Source organism: Streptomyces sp. NPDC003247, assembly GCF_042888135.1.
GTDB lineage: Bacteria > Actinomycetota > Actinomycetes > Streptomycetales > Streptomycetaceae > Streptomyces.
Genome location: NZ_JBIAPF010000002.1, coordinates 770,949 through 787,292, shown reverse-complemented (window position 1 = coordinate 787,292; position 16,344 = coordinate 770,949). Strand labels below are relative to the sequence as shown.

The 16,344-nt window shown below is 73.9% G+C and carries 13 protein-coding genes; 5 read left to right on the top strand and 8 right to left on the bottom strand.

Going from position 1 to position 16,344, the window contains the following annotated elements; all coding sequences use genetic code 11:
- Window positions 1–51: 51 nt before the first annotated feature.
- The 7 genes from moeZ to ACFYWQ_RS08465 all read right to left on the bottom strand — a co-directional run bounded on the left by moeZ (window position 52) and on the right by ACFYWQ_RS08465 (window position 9,784).
- Window positions 52–1,230, bottom strand: coding sequence for an adenylyltransferase/sulfurtransferase MoeZ (gene moeZ, locus ACFYWQ_RS08495; protein WP_389514011.1), 1,179 nt, complete (start codon window positions 1,228–1,230; stop codon window positions 52–54).
- 63 nt (window positions 1,231–1,293) lie between these two features.
- Window positions 1,294–2,052 (bottom strand): spherulation-specific family 4 protein, encoded by a 759-nt coding sequence (locus ACFYWQ_RS08490; protein WP_389514009.1) that lies wholly within the window; start codon window positions 2,050–2,052, stop codon window positions 1,294–1,296.
- Entirely contained in the window at window positions 2,040–3,002 is a 963-nt protein-coding gene (locus ACFYWQ_RS08485; RefSeq protein WP_389514007.1) for an NAD-dependent epimerase/dehydratase family protein, read from the bottom strand. Before ACFYWQ_RS08485 ends, ACFYWQ_RS08490 begins: the two co-directional genes overlap by 13 nt.
- 354 nt (window positions 3,003–3,356) lie before the next feature.
- Window positions 3,357–4,811 (bottom strand): hypothetical protein, encoded by a 1,455-nt coding sequence (locus ACFYWQ_RS08480; protein ID WP_389514005.1) that lies wholly within the window; start codon window positions 4,809–4,811, stop codon window positions 3,357–3,359.
- Complete coding sequence (locus ACFYWQ_RS08475) at window positions 4,808–6,778, bottom strand: DUF3492 domain-containing protein (protein ID WP_389514003.1); 1,971 nt, start codon at window positions 6,776–6,778, stop codon at window positions 4,808–4,810. The genes ACFYWQ_RS08480 and ACFYWQ_RS08475 overlap by 4 nt, the downstream gene beginning before the upstream one ends.
- Before the next feature lie 257 nt (window positions 6,779–7,035).
- A complete protein-coding gene (locus ACFYWQ_RS08470) occupies window positions 7,036–8,745 on the bottom strand; it encodes a DUF3152 domain-containing protein (RefSeq protein WP_389514001.1) in 1,710 nt (569 codons plus the stop codon).
- Window positions 8,746–8,752: 7 nt separating this feature from the next.
- Window positions 8,753–9,784, bottom strand: a complete 1,032-nt coding sequence (locus tag ACFYWQ_RS08465) for an alpha/beta fold hydrolase (protein WP_389513999.1) — start codon at window positions 9,782–9,784, stop codon at window positions 8,753–8,755.
- Between the two features lie 192 nt (window positions 9,785–9,976).
- Between ACFYWQ_RS08465 and ACFYWQ_RS08460 the strand changes: the two genes are divergently transcribed.
- The 4 genes from ACFYWQ_RS08460 to ACFYWQ_RS08445 all read left to right on the top strand — a co-directional run bounded on the left by ACFYWQ_RS08460 (window position 9,977) and on the right by ACFYWQ_RS08445 (window position 12,027).
- Complete coding sequence (locus ACFYWQ_RS08460; RefSeq protein ID WP_389513997.1) at window positions 9,977–10,201, top strand: hypothetical protein; 225 nt, start codon at window positions 9,977–9,979, stop codon at window positions 10,199–10,201.
- 261 nt (window positions 10,202–10,462) lie between these two features.
- The gene (locus ACFYWQ_RS08455; RefSeq protein ID WP_133912550.1) at window positions 10,463–11,104 is read left to right on the top strand and encodes a TetR/AcrR family transcriptional regulator; all 642 of its coding nucleotides are present in this window, start codon (window positions 10,463–10,465) and stop codon (window positions 11,102–11,104) included.
- 147 nt (window positions 11,105–11,251) lie between these two features.
- Window positions 11,252–11,479, top strand: coding sequence for a DUF3107 domain-containing protein (locus tag ACFYWQ_RS08450; RefSeq protein ID WP_030784015.1), 228 nt, complete (start codon window positions 11,252–11,254; stop codon window positions 11,477–11,479).
- 275 nt (window positions 11,480–11,754) lie between these two features.
- On the top strand, window positions 11,755–12,027 hold the full coding sequence (locus ACFYWQ_RS08445; RefSeq protein WP_389513995.1) for a hypothetical protein: 273 nt from the start codon (window positions 11,755–11,757) through the stop codon (window positions 12,025–12,027).
- Between the two features lie 73 nt (window positions 12,028–12,100).
- On the opposite strand, the gene ACFYWQ_RS08440 is transcribed toward ACFYWQ_RS08445, so the two are convergent.
- The gene (locus tag ACFYWQ_RS08440) at window positions 12,101–12,838 is read right to left on the bottom strand and encodes a ferritin-like fold-containing protein (RefSeq protein ID WP_389513993.1); all 738 of its coding nucleotides are present in this window, start codon (window positions 12,836–12,838) and stop codon (window positions 12,101–12,103) included.
- Between the two features lie 521 nt (window positions 12,839–13,359).
- Here ACFYWQ_RS08440 and ACFYWQ_RS08435 point away from each other — a divergent pair.
- Window positions 13,360–16,245, top strand: a complete 2,886-nt coding sequence (locus tag ACFYWQ_RS08435) for a DEAD/DEAH box helicase (RefSeq protein ID WP_389513991.1) — start codon at window positions 13,360–13,362, stop codon at window positions 16,243–16,245.
- Window positions 16,246–16,344 lie beyond the last annotated feature (99 nt).

Here is a 16,344-nt window from a genome sequence, read left to right as displayed (position 1 = left end):
CCGGGCACCCGTGGTGCGCGAGACCCCCGCCGTCCGGGCAGGCAGGTCGGATCAGTAGACGGGCTTGCTCGGCTCGATCTGGTTGACCCAGCCGATCACACCGCCGCCGACGTGGACCGCGTCCGCGAAGCCCGCGGACTTCAGCACCGCGAGGACTTCCGCACTGCGGACGCCCGTCTTGCAGTGCAAGACGATCTTCTTGTCCTGGGGCAGACCCTCCAGGGCGGTGCCCATGAGGAACTCGTTCTTCGGGATCAGCTTGGCGCCCGGGATGGAGACGATCTCGTACTCGTTCGGCTCGCGGACGTCGATGATCTCGATGTTCTCGCCGTCGTCGATCCACTCCTTGAGCTGCTTGGGAGTGATCGTCGCGCCGGCGGCCGCCTCCTGGGCCTCCTCGGAGACGACGCCGCAGAAGGCCTCGTAGTCGATGAGCTCGGTGACGGTCGGGTTCTCACCGCAGACCGCGCAGTTCGGGTCCTTGCGGATCTTGACCTGGCGGTACTGCATCTCCAGGGCGTCGTAGATCATCAGACGGCCGACCAGCGGCTCGCCGATGCCGGCGAGGAGCTTGATGGCCTCGTTGACCTGGATGGAGCCGATGGAAGCGCACAGCACGCCCAGGACGCCGCCCTCGGCGCAGGAGGGGACCATGCCGGGGGGCGGGGGCTCCGGGTAGAGGCAGCGGTAGCAGGGGCCGTGCTCCGACCAGAAGACGGAGGCCTGACCGTCGAAGCGGTAGATCGAACCCCACACGTACGGCTTGTTCAGCAGCACGCACGCGTCGTTGACCAGGTAGCGGGTCGCGAAGTTGTCCGTGCCGTCGACGATCAGGTCGTACTGGCTGAAGATGTCCATCACGTTGTCGGCCTCGAGCCGCTCCTCGTGAAGGACCACGTCGACGTACGGGTTGATGCCCTTGACGCTGTCGCGGGCGGACTCGGCCTTGGAGCGGCCGATGTCGGCCTGGCTGTGGATGATCTGGCGCTGCAGGTTCGACTCGTCGACCTCGTCGAACTCCACGATGCCCAGTGTGCCCACGCCCGCCGCGGCCAGGTACATCAGCGCCGGCGAGCCCAGGCCGCCGGCGCCGACACACAGCACCTTGGCGTTCTTCAGCCGCTTCTGCCCATCCATCCCGACGTCGGGGATGATCAGGTGGCGGGAGTACCTGCGGACCTCGTCTACGGTGAGCTCGGAGGCGGGCTCGACCAGGGGTGGCAACGACACGGGGACTCCGTTGGTCGGTCAATCACTACAGTTGTTCTCCCCGTAACACTGCCATGGCCATCTTCATTCCGAGACACCCATTCCGATGCGCGAGACGATTTCGTCCCAGTAGCCGGGCATCGTCTCCCAGGGGTCGTGCAGGCCGCCGCGGTCGGTGCGGTCGGTGAACCAGATGGTCGCCGCGCCCTGCCAGCGGGCGATGCGCAGCGCCTCCTCCAGGTGGCCGTGGGGGACGCCGTGTACGAGGTGGCAGAAGCGCTCCGGCGGATGGGCCGCGGTCCACTCGGCCACCTGCGACCAGCGGTAGTCGCTCCAGGAGCCGGAGAACGTGACGAGCTGGTCGGCGTTCTCGGCGTAGCCGGGGTACGGGTGGGTGCCGTGGCCGAGGACGAGGTGGGACGCCCGGTGGAGCGTGCGCAGCATGCCGGTGATGCGGCGCACCCCGGGGAGGTCCACGCGGTCCGCCGGACAACGGTCCAGGAGGAAGCCGTCGGCGTGGTACCAGTCGAGGAACCGCTGGGCGTCGGAGATCACCTCGGGGACGGCACGGGTACCGTGGGCGAGGTCGAGGCGGCCGAGGACGCGGACGCCCGCGGCGCGGAGTCGGCCGGCGGCTCCCAGGCAGTGCGGGTCGGGGCGGGTGCCGGGTCCGTCGGCCACGTCGAGGACGACCCAGTGCAGGGGCCGGCCGGGACGGGCGAGTTCGCCCCACTCGGCCGGAGCGAGGAGGGGATGGGCGAGGCCGGGGACGCCGAAGCCGGTGCGGACGTCGGTGGTCCCGGCGTGCGCGGTACCCGCGGGGGTGCCCGTCAGATACGACACGCCGCCTCCATCCAGATGTCGGCGAGGGACTCCTCCAGGTTGATCCGGGGGCGCCAGCCGAGCCGGTCGCGTGCGGTGCGCACGTCGGCCTGCTGCCAGCTGCCGCAGCCGTCCGGATACGGGTACGCGACGGGGGCCGCGTGGTCGGGGTCGGCGCGGGGGTGGCCGATGGCCGGCCGCAGGTGGACGCCGGGCGGGCCGTCGAGTTCGTGGAGGGCGCCGCCGTATCCCGCCACGCGGGCGAGGATCCCGGCGGCGTCGCGCAGGCGGACGGCACGGCCGGAACCGATGTTGATGACGCCCTGCGCGGCGGAGAGCGAGGCGGCGTGCACGGCGCGGGCGACGTCGCGGACGTCGATGAAGTCGCGCTGGGCGCCCAGGCCGCCGAGTTTGAGTTCGCCGTCGCCGGACTGCATGGCGCGGCGCATCGCCTCGGCGAGCCGGCCGAGGGGGGAGCCGGCGGGGGTGCCGGGTCCGGCCGGGGAGAAGACGCGGAGGACGACGGCGTCCAGGCCGGAGCCGAGGACCAGCTCCGTCGCGGCGAGCTTGCTGACCCCGTACGGGCCGCCGGGGCGCGGCACGGCGTCCTCGGCCGTGGAGGAGCCGGGCTGGCTCGGGCCGTACTCGGCGCCGCAGCCGATCTGGACGAGACGGGCGCCGCAGCCACTGCGGCGCAGGGCCTCGCAGACGGTGGCGACGGCGACGGTGTTGTGCCGGGTGAGTTCACGGGCACCGCCGCGGGTGGCGCCCGCGCAGTTGACGACGACCTGGGGGTGCACCGCGTCGAGGAAGCGGGTGAGCGCGCCGGGGCTGCCGGTCGCGAGGTCGAAGCGGACGTCGGCGTCGTCACCGCGGCCGAGCGCGGTGAGCTGGACGGCCGGGTCGGCGAGCAGACGGTCGGCGACGAAGCGGCCGAGGTAACCGTTGGCTCCGATCAGCAGGGCCCTCATCGTGCGGCTCCCGGGGTGCGTGCTCCGGCCGCTCCGACAGCCCCGGTCACGTCGAGCGCTCCGGTCACTGCGGCCGCTGCGGCCGTTGCGGAGGCGTCGGCGGCTTCCGGGGCCGCGACCGCTTCGGCTGCTCCTGTGACCGCGAGGGCTCCCGCGACCGCGGGTGCCCCGGTGGCTCCGGTCGCTCCGGTCGCTCCGGTCGCTCCGGATCGGGAGGTGGTCATCTCGTTTCTCCTTCGGGGGTGGTGCGTGGGCGAGGGAGCGCGTGCCTCGTGCGGTCCGTGCACGGTGGGGGCGGCACTGCGCGCGGTCGTGGCCGGGACGGCTGCCGCGGCGCGGCCGGGTGGCCGCGCGTCAGCACGGCTGCTCCGCGCGGGCGTGGGCGTGGGCGGAGGCCCGGGTGAGCGTGCGGGTCGCGTGGACCAGCAGGGCCAGGGCGGCCGCTCCGCAGCAGAGGGCGGGCACACCGGCCGGGCCCCAGGCGGTCAGAAGGCCGTCGACGGGGGTGGCCAGGAATCCGCAGCCGGGCAGCCGGGCCGCGAAGACGGAGGCCAGGGCGGTCCCCTCGGCGGCGCCGGCGACCCCGAGGGCGAGCGCCGGGGCGTGCGGGAAGCCGTGCGCGGTGAGGAGGCGGGCCAGGTAGAGGAGGGCGCCCAGGGTGAGGACCTGAGCAAGACCGGCGGGCTCGCCGAGGGCGGCCGCGCAGAGGCCGGTGAGCGCCGCCAGCGCGCCCAGGAACAGCGCGAACGTGCCGAGCACCAGGGGCTGTACGGAGGCGGCGAACTCCTCCAGGCCGCGACTGGCGCTCAGCCGGCGCCGGACGCTTACGGCGAGGAGGTGGGCGCTCCAGGCGGCGGGGGCACAGGCCAGGGTGAGGGCGACCAGGGGTGCGGTGGTGAGGGGCCACGGCCCGTCGGCGGCGCCGGTGGGGAGGCCGTCGGGGCCGCCGTGGGCGGCGGCACGCAGGAGACCGTCGCCGAGGGCCGCGTAGGCGAGGAGCCAGCAGGTCCAGCCGCCGGCCCGGTGCGGGCCGGGGTCCGGACGGGCCGGGAGGCTCAGCGGGCCCCGGCGGAGGGCCGCGCCCAGGGCGAGCACCACCGCCAGCACACCCGCGGCCACGACGAACGCACGCGTCTGGCCCTGCGTGAGGCGTGCGCCCGCGACCGTCGCCGCGCACAGGGCGCCCGGCAGCAGGGTGAGCAGCGCCCAGTCGGCGCGCGCCTTCGGAAGCGCCTCGGGCGCTGCCGGCTGCGGTGGCGTGTCGCCGTCGCGGGGCACGCGGGCGTAGATCTCCTCCGCGAGGGAGAAGACGTCCCGGTGCCGGAAGCGGGCGGCGGTCCGGTCGGTGATGCCGTGCGCCTCCAGGGCGGCCGCGATCTCCAAGGGGTCGACGGCCCGTTCGCACAGTGCGCGATGGCGGTGCATCAGGATCTTCACGGGGTCCGCGGCACCTCGGCGGGGTGCGCTCGGTCCACGGGGGGCCGCCGTTTCGGCGCGAGGGGGAGAAGGCGCGTCGGCGCCCCTGCCCCGGCTCACGGCTCCGGCACTCCCCCGCTCCTCCCCCTGACGGTGGCCCTGACCGTGCCACTCACGGCGGCCCTCGCCGTGCCGCTCACCGTGCCGTTCGCCGTGGCCCTCACCGGGGTGGGTGTCACCGCCCGCCTGCTCGCGGCTCACCGGCCGACGGCGCTCCCCCGCTTCGCCGCTCTCCCCCGAGAGCCATCCTTCCGACCGCTCGTCCCAGGCTCCTGGACTGCCCGGTGTCCCGGGCCGGTCCAGTTCACCGAAGAGTTCATCGAGGCCGCTCATCGCGCTCCCTCCCTCGTACCGCCCGACGCCACGGACGGCACCGGCGTCACCGCGGGCACACCCGACGCACCGGACACCGGCGACGCGGCCCGGGCCGGAGAGTGGCCGGGCACCGTGGAGGCGGCCCGCATCGGCGGCGCGTCCCCTCCCCGTGCTTCCGCCAGGCGCCCGGCCCCGCGTCCGGCGTGGTGCCGCGCGCGGGGTCCGGTCCAGTGGCCCGGCACCCGTGCCTCCGCCGGGACGGCGAAGGGCCGGGGCTCGCCGGCCTCGTCGAGGACGATCCGACGGACCGGGCTGCGGGCGACGGTCTCCAGATAGATGCCGTGGAACGCCGCGAGGTTCTGCTCGACCGTGAAGAGTTCGAGGGCGCGTGCGCGGGCGGCCGCACCCAGGCGCGCACGGCGCTCGGGGTCGCGCAACAGCGCCACACACGCGTCCGCCAGCGCCCGCGGGTTGCGCGGCGGGACGACCAGCCCCGTACCGCCGATGACCTCGACGACCGCTCCGACGTCGGTGGACACCGTCGCGCGGCCACAGAACATCGCCTCGACCAGGCCGACCGGGAAGCCCTCGACGACGCTGGAGAGGACGACGACGGCACCCGCCGCGTACGCCTCCGCGAGGCCGGGCGCCTCCGGGCCGCCGACCTCCTCGAAGGAGACGGGGTTGTCCCCGACGGCGTGCGGTCCGTCCGCCTCGTCGGAGAAGAGCTGTGCGGCCAGCATCCGGCAGTGGCCGAGGTACGCCGGCCCCTCGGGCCCGGTCGGCGTTCCGATGATCCGGAGTCTGGTCCCGGGCTCCTCCTTGTGGACCTGCGCGAAGGCGTGCAGCAGGGACACCAGGTCCTTGGCCGGTTCCACACGGCCGACCCAGACGAGGGTGCGCGGGTCGGCGCCGTCCGGGAGGTCCCCGACCTCGGCGAAGCGGGCGGCCTCCATGCCGGGGTAGACGGTGCGCAGCGCGGTCCGGTCGGCCCCGCACCGCTCCTGCCAGCGACGGGCGTGCGCGTTGCCGGAGGTCACGCAGGCCGCCTGCCGGTACACCTCGGCGGCGAGCCGTCCGTGGAGGGCGGCGAGCAGCGCGCGGACGGCGGGGGTCGGCTCCGCGGACGGGCCGGCCGACGACGCGGCCGCCGCGGAGCCCGTGGCGTGCGGCCCGGTACCGGATCCGAGGTAGTGGGTCCGTAACCGCACGCCGTACTCCGTGACCACCAGGGGGATCCCGAAGAAGTGCCGTGCGACGAGCCCCGGCAGGGCCGCGGCGCCGCCCGACGTCGCATGGCACAGGTCCACAGAGCCGAGGCCGTCGGCGCCGTGGTCCTCGTACCAGTCGAGTGAGAGGGGGCGCAGGAGGCGTTCCAGGTGCGCGGCGACGGCGAGCAGATCGGGTACGCGCGCCTCACGCGCCGTGCGCAGCGCGCCGGGCGCACGGCAGGCGCGTTCCAACGTCCGTACGGCGCTTTCCGAGCGGAGGGCGCCGACCAGTCCGCCCTCGTCGCGGGCAAGGTCGGCGAGTCCGTACAGCGCACTGCCGAAACGGTCCGCCTGAGAAGCTAAACGGTCCTCCGAGGCCACTGTGGCCCCTATGGTTCCTGTGGCCTCTGTGCCGGGTGTGACCGTTGTGGCGCCACCTGTGACCGCTGTGACCCCTGTGGCTTTCGACGCGTCGACGGGGCTTCCTTGGCACAGGACGGTCACCAGTTCGCCGTAGCACTCGGTGAAGCGCCGGCGCGCGCGGCGACCGTGCGCCGCTCCGTCGTTCCGCGCCCTCCACAGTGGCGCGGTGTGCACCCGGCCGACGTTCGGTGGCAGTCCGACCCGGCCGGTGGCCTCCTGGCGCTCGCTGCGGCTGAGCGCGTAGAGGTCGAACTCGTGCTGCCGGAGCCCGCGTACGAGCCGGTCGCACCAGAGTCCGGCGTCACCGCTCAGATACGGATAGCCGCCCTCCGTCAGCAGTCCGATGCGCACGTGTGCACCCCCGATCTCCCGTTGGGTGAGCCGCCGTTGACCCGGCGGCTCGCAGCGGGAAGAACGTATGCGGACAAGGCGGTGGTACGACGGACGGTTGTCCGTCGCACCACCAAAAGGGGTGAACGGTCGTAACTTTCCCGGACGGGCCGCGTTTCGTCGCGCTAAGAGATCACGCGAACGCGAAACGTGACGCCGTCGGACCGGCCGGGAGGACGCCGCGGGCACGCCGACCGGAGCGGCGGGCGGCCCGTGCGTCAGCTCTCGGGGTAGGGCCAGGCGTTCGGCAGACAGCGGATCCCGTCGTGCTCGAGGAATTTCGTCTGCTGCTGCATGACCGGCGCGAGGTCCCCGTCCTTGTCGCAGGTGACATGGTTGTAGCCGAGCCGGTGGCCGACCTCGTGGTTGATGAGCATCTGCCGGTAGGAGTGCATCGCGTCGCCGTAGGTCTCGGACCCCTGCGCCCAGCGGTAGGCGTTGATCATCACGCGCTGGGTGGCGGCCGAGTCGCAGGACACGTTGTCCACGGTGGTGTCCAGACCCGATCTGGCGCACCAGTCGGCGGTGGTGCCGGGGCTGGCGAGCGTGATGACGAAGTCGGGGTCGCCCGAGTAGATCCGCTCGAAGGTGCGCGCGCCGTTGTGCGCCCAGCTGCGGTCGTCGTTCAGCGTGGTCTGCACGGCCTGCGCGAAGAGCTCGGCGTCGAGCCCCAGTCCCTCCTCGACGTCCACGCGGTAGGTGTACTTCTGCCCCGTGCCGGGCGCCTTGTCGACGCCCGGCACCGCCTCGAACGTCCCAGACCCTTCGAGCGTTGCGCTGATCTCGTACTTCCGGGCCATCTTCTGCTCGTACGTCAGCGGCGCCGCCGCGGCCGACGCGGAGGGGCTCGGCCGGTCGTCCCCGCGCCCGGAGGAGTCGCTGACGTCACGGCCGGCCGTGTCGGCCGCGGACTGCGACTGGACGGAGTCCCCGCCCCCGCGCGAGTCGGCGACCTGCCCGGCCACCACGACGGCCAGCACGGTGGTGACGGCGGCGGCCGCGACCCCGGTGAACGCCCGCCCCTTGCCGCCCTTCGCGGCGGCAGCGGGCTCACCGGTGGGCGGCTCTCCGTCGGCGGCGCCGGGCGGGCGGCGGACCGCGTCCGGGCCCGCGACGGAGGCGGACACGCCGAGGCGGCCCCGGGGGTCGTCCGGGCCCAGGGAGCCGCGAAGGTCCCGGCGCCCGTCCGGGCCCTGACGGCCGTCCGGATCGAGCGGGCCGAAGGTGTCGTACGGGTCTTTGACGCGCGCGGACGCGGCGACGGACACGGGCTTGCGACGCGCGAAGACGTCCTCGTCCTCGGCGAAGGCGTCGAGGTACTCCTGCCGCGGCCCGCCCGCGGCCGCCGGCCGCTGACGGGGGATCACGGGCCCGGCGCCACTGGCCGCAGGGCCGCCCAACTCGCCCCAGCCTCCGCCGGTCTCACGCTGCTGCGGGTGACCGCCACGGACCCGCGGGACGCCACGGGCGGGCGTCCCGTCGGGAAGCCTCGGCGTGCCACGGGCGGGCGTGCCGTCGGCGAGACCGGGGGTGCCGTGGGCCGGCGTCCCGTCGGGGAGCCTCGGCGCACCCTGGGCCGGCGGCCCGCCTGGGACCCGGGGCACACCACCGGCCGGAGTGCCCTGAGCGACCCGGGGCACACCACCGGCCGGAGTGCCGTCCGGAAACCGCGGCGTGCCGTACGCCGGCGTACCGTCGGGAATCCGCGGCGTGCCCTGTACCGGCGTTCCGGCGACGCGCCGGCCCGCGGTCCCCGGACCACGGCCGTCTCGATCGCCCGGGTCGCTCCGATCACCCCGCCCGCCCCGCGCCGCGCCCCCGGCCGGGGCTCCCGGTGCCGGTGCCGCTGCCGGTGCCGGTGAGGCTCCCCCTGAACCGCTCTGCGCCGCGCTCTTGGGCGCGGGCCCCCGTCGGCTGTGGCGTCCCACGCCCCCCTCAGCTCCCCGTGTCCGCGGACCCACCGGTCCGCTCGGAGAACGCTTCACGGTCCCGGCCGGTTCCCGGACGGGATCTCGGGCCGCTCTCCGCCAGCAGCTCCCTGAACGCCGTCGCCACCGTCTCCGGGTACTCCATCATCGCCACGTGCCCGGCATCCGGCAGTGTGAGCAGACGGGAGTCGCGGAACGCCCGTGCGGCCCGCTGGGCCATGCGGAAGCCGACGAGCTGGTCGCGGCCGCCGTAGACGAGGAGGGTGGGGGCCAGGACGCGTTCGGCCTGGCGCCACAGTCCGTGCTGGCCGCCCAGGGTGTAGGCGCTGACCAGCCCGCGCGCGGAACGTGTCATCGCGTCCCAGAAGTACGGCAGCCTCAGCCGCCGCTCCATCTCCTCCACCGCGTGGCGGAACGCCTCCGGCGAGACCCGCCCGGGGTCGCCGTAGCACAGGGCGGTGACGCCACGGACGCGCTGTTCGGCCGTCCACGCACGGGTGAACCGGTTGAAGAGAGTGGCCACCCCGGGCAGGCCGAGCAGTCCCGTCGGCACCGCGGTGCGCTGCACGCGCAGTTCCGGCAGGGCGGGCGAGACGAGCGTGAGCGTGCGGACGAGGTCGGGGCGGACCGCGGCGACGCGCGTGGAGACCGCGCCGCCGAGGGAGTTGCCGAAGAGGTGCACGGGCCCGCGCTCGGACGCGTCGAGGTAGCGGATGACGGCACGCGCGTGTGCCGTGACGGAGTAGTCGCCGTCGTCCGGCGGCGGCGAGTCGCCGAAGCCGGGCAGGTCGACGGCCTCGCTGTCGACGACCCCGTCGAGCAGTGCCATCAGCGCGGACCAGTTCTGCGAGGAACCGCCCAACCCGTGCACGTACAGCGCCGGTTCGAGTCCCTCGCGCGCGGGCGGCCTGCTGCGGATCTTCAGGGTGACGCCCGGCAGTCCGACCGACCGGAGCCGCTCGCCTTCGGCGATCCGGACGGACGCGGCCTCCGGCAGCACGTCGGTGGGCGGCACGGACGGCAGCTCGGTCGAAGACATGCGGCAATGTTACGAGGTGATCACGTCGGGGCCCGTGTGTTCGGCGTCACAGCTGGGGGGCCGGTCCGGATGGCCGCACGGATCGTGGGCACATCGCATAGCGTCCGAAAAGGGTGTCTCCTAGGCTCGTACAGAGGGCACCCGCGTGTGGCACCTGCATCTTCAGGGACGTTCGTAGGAAGGGAGCCCGCCATGGCCATCGACCCCATCGACCCCACCGATCCCGAGACGTTCACGGAGGACGACGCGGCGGAGTTCGACGTCGAGGCCCCGGAGAACGACGCCGCCCAGCAGCACACGGACCTCGCACCGGAGCGCGACGACCCCCTGGAGGACGTGGATCCCGCCCGGGCGAACGAGGCCGACCTCGTCGAACAGGCCCGTGTCGTCTCGCTCGACGAGGACGACTACCGCTGACGGGACGGTGACCTGGAGCGGGGGAACGAGTGGCAGGGATGCAGAGCCGGGGACCGACCGCCGCCCACGGCCGCATCGGCCTGCGCCGACCTGGGACGGAGCCGCATTCTGCCCACAACGCCCTGCTTTGAAACCTTGCGTACGGCTTTTGTCACCGTCCGGTCCGTGAAATTCTGCGCTCGCACCGCGCACAGCACGGTTACCGAAAAGTACGATGGCGGCGCGGCGGCACACCGCAAGAGGACGACTTTGGGAGGCGGCGTGACAGCCATCGAGCAAACTGAGGCGGCGCGCCCGCGAGGCACGCGCCTGCCGCGCCGTGCCCGACGGAACCAGCTCCTGGGCGCGGCCCAGGAAGTCTTTGTCGCACAGGGCTACCACGCGGCCGCGATGGACGACATCGCCGAGCGCGCCGGTGTCAGCAAGCCGGTGCTCTACCAGCACTTCCCGGGCAAGCTCGATCTCTACCTCGCCCTGCTGGACCAGCACTGCGAGTCGCTCATCCAGGCGGTCCGCGGCGCGCTGGCGTCGACCACGGACAACAAGCAGCGCGTCCGCGCGACGATGGACGCCTACTTCGCGTACGTCGAGGACGACGGAGGGGCCTTCCGGCTGGTCTTCGAGTCGGACCTGACGAACGAGCCCGCGGTGCGCGAACGCGTCGACAAGGTCACCAACGAGTGCGCCGAGGCGATCTGCGACGTGATCGCCGAGGACACCGGTCTCTCGCGCGCGGAGTCGATGCTGCTGGCCTCGGGGCTCGGCGGGCTCGCCCAGGTGGTGGCCCGCTCCTGGCTGCACAGCGACCGCAGCGTCCCGCGCGACCAGGCGGTGCAGCTGCTGGCCTCGCTGGCCTGGCGCGGCATCGCCGGTTTCCCGCTGCACGGCACCGACCAGCACTGAGCCGTTCCCGCGTGTCGGCCGTTTGTTCCCGCCCGCTGTTCGCTCGTGGCGTGGACGGCCATGCCGTGTCCGTCCCCTCACCGGGCTAATGTGTGCAGCGTACGGCGCGGACGCCCGCGCACCACTGACCGTCGGAGGGACTTAGCCGTGGAGGTCAAGATCGGCGTGCAGCACGCGCCCCGCGAGATCGTTCTGGAGAGCGGTCAGACTCCCGAGGAGGTCGAGCGGGTAGTGGCCGAGGCCCTGGCCGGAAAGTCGCAGCTGCTCAGCCTCGTGGACCAGCACGGCCGCAAGGTCCTGGTCCCGGCCGACCGCCTGGCCTACGTCGAGCTGGGCGAGCCGGCCCCGCGCAAGGTGGGTTTCGGCGCGCTGTAGGCACATACGCGAGAAGGGGCCCGGTGACCGCATGGTCGCCGGGCCCCTTCTCGTCCCCGCTCCTCCGCGCGCCGCTCCGCCCCGCGCTTCTCTTCGCCTCTCTCCGGCCCGTCTCCGACACCCCCCGACCGGGCCCGGCCGCACCCTCCGTACACCCGTACGGCCCTCCACAGATGGAGCACATCTCAGCCACAGAGGAGGATTGCATTCCGCAGGTCACGGGTAAGACCGGCTACGACCTCGATGCACAGCCAGGCCGTCTCGGAGGGACCCGCATGATTCTGGAAGCGCTCAGCTCCGCTGTGCTCGGTCTGGTGCTCGCGTGGGCGGCGGTCCACCGCCTGTCCCACCGGCTGCCGACGCCCACGCTGGTCTTCGCGACGGGCGTCGCCGGAGCGCTCTTCGGCGACTTCGTCACCCACAGTGCGCTGGGCCCCGGCTCCGCACCGGTGAGCCTCATCGGCGCGGCGGTCGTCTCCGCCGCCTCACTCTCCCTGCTGCTGCGTCCCGCTGGCCGCCGGCTCCGCCGACGATCAGCGACGGCCTAGACAGCCTGGACGGCCTAGGGCAAGCGTCGGCGGAGCTGAAGCCAGACGCAGCGGGAGCGGCGGCGAGCGAACGTTAGGCCGCGAGGCCCAGAGCGGCCATCCGCTTGGTGTGCGCCTCGGTGATCCGGGAGAACATCTTGCCGACCTCCGCGAGGTCGAAGCCGTCCGCGACACCGCCCACCAGCATCGTCGACAGCGCGTCGCGGTCCGCGACCACCCGCTGGGACTGCGACAGGGCCTCGCCCATCAGCCGCCGCGCCCACAGGGCGAGACGTCCGCCCACGCGCGGGTCGGCGTCGATCGCCGCACGCACCCGGTCCACGGCGAATCCCGCGTGCCCGGTGTCGTCGAGCACGGCCAGCACCAGCGCGCGGGTGTCGGAGTCCAGGCGCGCGGCGACCTCCCGGTAGAAGTCGCTGGCGATCGAGTCGCCGACGTAGGCCTTGACGAGGCCCTCGAGCCAGTCCGAGGGAGCCGTCTGCCGGTGGAAGCCGTCGAGCGCGGCGACGAACGGCTCCATCGCGCTCGTCGGTTCCTGGCCGATCTCCGTGAGCCGGTCGCGCAGCCGCTCGAAGTGGTGGAACTCGGCCGACGCCATCTTCGCCAGCTCCGCCTTGTCCTCCAGCGAGGGCGCCAGCTTGGCGTCCTCGGCGAGCCGTTCGAACGCCGCCAGCTCGCCGTACGCGAGCGCGCCGAGCAGGTCCACGACCGCGGCGCGGTACTGGGGATCCGTGGAGGCGCTCGCCCAGTCCTGGGCTGCGATACGGGTGGCGGCGTTCTCGGGCTTGTCAGAGGTCGTCATGAAGCGCACAATAGCTCGCCCGCCGCGCACGGGAAGGCCCTGGTCGAACAGTGCCGCCACGACGCTCCGAGGACCGGGCCCGTCGATGTGACAACCACAACGTGACCGAATCGGCCATCGCATGTGCGCGAATCCGGGGTATGGTGGTAAAGCGCCTGCTGAGTACGTTGACGTATCTCGACGGGCCGCACGTATGAGGATGCCCGGTCGGTGGCCCGATCGGCTCCGACCCGACAGCCCTACCGGCTCGTACGGCACATCGCGTACGGCGACCGGAGGGAACCCCTCAGCGGTACGAGCGCTAGAGCGTCGGCAGTGGTCCCGTGCCATACGGCTTGCCCCAGCGGTTTGCCCGTAAGGCAGCCGACGTCCCCGGCACGGTCCGTCAAAGACCCCCCGCGCTCGCCTCGCACCGCGCACACAGAAGAGGCAGCACCCTGACTACGACGTTCCGACAGCTCGGAATCCTCCCCGAGACCGCCGAAGCCCTCGAGGCCGTCGGCATCATCACCCCCTTCCCCATCCAGGAGATGACGCTCCCCGTGGCCCTGTCGGGCACGGACGTCATCGGCCAGGCCAAGACCGGCACCGGCAAGACGCTCGGCTTCGGCCTCCCCCTTCTCGAGCGGGTCACCGTCCCCGCGGACGTCGAGGCGGGCCGCGCCCGTCCCGAGGACCTCACCGACGCCCCGCAGGCGCTCGTCGTCGTCCCCACGCGCGAGCTGTGCACCCAGGTCACCAACGACCTGCTGACCGCGGGCAAGGTGCGCAACGTGCGCGTCCTCGCGATCTACGGCGGCCGTGCGTACGAGCCGCAGGTCGAGGCCCTGAAGAAGGGCGTCGACGTGGTCGTCGGCACCCCCGGCCGCCTGCTGGACCTCGCGGGCCAGAAGAAGCTGAACCTGAAGCACATCAAGTCCCTCGTCCTCGACGAGGCCGACGAGATGCTCGACCTGGGCTTCCTGCCCGACGTCGAGAAGATCATCGACATGCTGCCGGCGAAGCGGCAGACCATGCTGTTCTCGGCGACCATGCCGGGCGCGGTCATCGGCCTCGCGCGCCGCTACATGTCGCAGCCCACGCACATCCGCGCCACCGCGCCGGACGACGAGGGCGCGACGGTCGCCAACATCAAGCAGTTCGTCTACCGCGCGCACTCCATGGACAAGCCGGAGATGGTCGCCCGCATGCTGCAGGCCGACGGCCGCGGACTCGCGATGATCTTCTGCCGCACGAAGCGGACGGCCGCCGACATCGCCGAGCAGCTCCAGCGCCGCGGCTTCGCCTCCGGCGCGGTCCACGGCGACCTCGGCCAGGGCGCCCGCGAACAGGCGCTGCGCGCTTTCCGCAACGGCAAGGTCGACGTGCTCGTCTGCACCGACGTCGCCGCCCGCGGCATCGACGTCGAGGGCGTCACCCACGTCGTCAACTACCAGTCCCCCGAGGAAGAGAAGACGTACCTGCACCGCGTCGGCCGTACGGGCCGCGCGGGTGCGAAGGGTACGGCGATCACGCTCGTCGACTGGGACGACATCCCGCGCTGGCAGCTGATCAACAAGGCGCTGGAGCTCGACTTCGCCGACCCGCCGGAGACGTACTCCACGTCCCCGCACCTCTTCGAGGACCTGGGCATCCCCGCCGGCACCAAGGGCATTCTGCCCCGTTCGGAGCGCACCCGCGCCGGGCTCGACGCGGAGGAGCTGGAGGACCTGGGCGAGCCGGGCGGCCGTGGTGGACGCGGTCGCGGTGACCGCCGAGGCGGCGGCCGGGACGAGTCCCGCTCCGCCGACCACGAGCGCCCCGCGCGGACGCCGCGCCGCCGACGCCGTACCCGGGGCGGGTCATCGCTCGACGCGACGCCGACTGCCGCTCCCGCCGCTCCCGCCGTCGAGCAGACCCCGGTGGCGGAGGACGCGGCTCCCTCGCGCACTCCGCGCCGTCGCCGCCGTACGCGCGGCGGTGCCGCGCAGGAGGCCGTCAACGCCGTACCTGCCGCGACCGACACCGTCACCGCCGCCGCACCCGCACCCGCACCCGCGGCTGCGGAAACGGCCGTGACGACGGCGGAGAGCCCGGCCCTGGACGCCCCGGAGACGCCGACGAAGCCGAGGCGCCGCCGCACCCGTCGCGGGGCCGACGCTCCGGCCGAAACGGCCGTCGAGACGTCGGCGGCGACGGTCGTCGAGCCCACGGCGGAGACGGTCGCGCAGGACGCGGTGGCCACGGCCGCCGAGGCCGCCGTCGACTCGGCGGAGGCCGTGGTGGCTGTGGAGGCCGTGGAGGCCAAGCCTCGCCGCCGTACCCGCAAGACCGCTGCCGCGGCCCCGGCCGAGGCCGCGGTCGCGACGGTCGACACGGTCGAGGCCGCGGAGGCGGCCCCCGAGGCCAAGCCGCGCCGCACCCGCAAGACCGCGGCCAGCGCTCCGACCGAGGCACCGGCCGACGCCGCTGCGGCCGTCGACACCGCCGAAGGCGCCGAGGCCAAGCCCCGCCGCCGCACCACCCGCAAGGCCACCCAGCCGGAACCGGCCACCACCGCCGGCATCCCGGCCCAGGCCACCGCGGAACCGGAGCCCAAGCCCCGCCGCACCCGCAAGACCGCCGCCACCACCACGACGACGGACAGCGCGACGACGGCACCCGCGACGACCGCCGAGGAGACGCCGGCAACGGCGGACCCCGCGGAGGCGAAGCCCCGCCGCACCCGCAAGGCGACGGCGGCGGCGGAAGCCGCCGTCGACACGGCCGAGGCGACGGTGGCCAAGCCGCGCCGCACCCGGAAGGCAGCCGCCGCGAGCGTCGAAGCTCCGGAGGTCGCCCCGGACGCGGCCGAGGCCAAGCCGCGTCGTACGCGCAAGGCGACCGCTGCGGCCACGGCGACCGACGCGGCGGAAGCGGCGGTCGACACGGCCGAAGCCGTCGAGGCCAAGCCCCGCCGGACCCGTAAGACGGCGGCAAAGGCCGAGACCCCGGCCGGCACGGCCGAGGCCGCCGAGGCCAAGCCCCGCCGCACGCGGAAGACGGCGGCGAAGGCCGAGACCCCGGCCGACGCCGCGGAGGCGACCCCCGAGGCCAAGCCGCGCCGCACCCGCAAGACCGCGGCCGCCGCTCCGACCGAGGCACCCGCCGAGACCGCCGACGCCGTCGCGGCCGTCGACACCGCCGAAGGCGCCGAGGCCAAGCCCCGCCGCCGCACCACCCGCAAGGCCACCCAGCCGGAACCGGCCACCACCGCCGGCATCCCGGCCCAGGCCACCGCGGAACCGGAGCCCAAGCCCCGCCGCACCCGCAAGACCGCCGCCACCACCACGACGGTCGACACCACCGCGGGCGCGGGCGATACGGCCGAAGCGAAGCCGAGGGCACGCCGCACCACCCGCAAGGCGACGGTCCCCGCGGAGCCCGCGGACGGCTGATCGCCCGGCCGGAACGGCCCGGCAAGGCAAGGCAAGGCAAGGCAAGGCAAGGCAGAACGGCTCGACGGCCCGGTTCCTCCCGCACGGAGGCGCCGGGCC

What these genes read in the sequence shown, in the direction of transcription:
- ACFYWQ_RS08460 (WP_389513997.1), top strand. Translation starts at nt 9,977, where the DNA reads ATGGCCATCGACCCCATCGACCCCACCGATCCCGAGACGTTCACGGAG.
- ACFYWQ_RS08485 (WP_389514007.1), bottom strand. Translation starts at nt 3,002, where the DNA reads ATGAGGGCCCTGCTGATCGGAGCCAACGGTTACCTCGGCCGCTTCGTC.
- ACFYWQ_RS08465 (WP_389513999.1), bottom strand. Translation starts at nt 9,784, where the DNA reads ATGTCTTCGACCGAGCTGCCGTCCGTGCCGCCCACCGACGTGCTGCCG.
- ACFYWQ_RS08445 (WP_389513995.1), top strand. Translation starts at nt 11,755, where the DNA reads ATGATTCTGGAAGCGCTCAGCTCCGCTGTGCTCGGTCTGGTGCTCGCG.
- ACFYWQ_RS08435 (WP_389513991.1), top strand. Translation starts at nt 13,360, where the DNA reads ATGACGCTCCCCGTGGCCCTGTCGGGCACGGACGTCATCGGCCAGGCC.
- ACFYWQ_RS08480 (WP_389514005.1), bottom strand. Translation starts at nt 4,811, where the DNA reads ATGAGCGGCCTCGATGAACTCTTCGGTGAACTGGACCGGCCCGGGACA.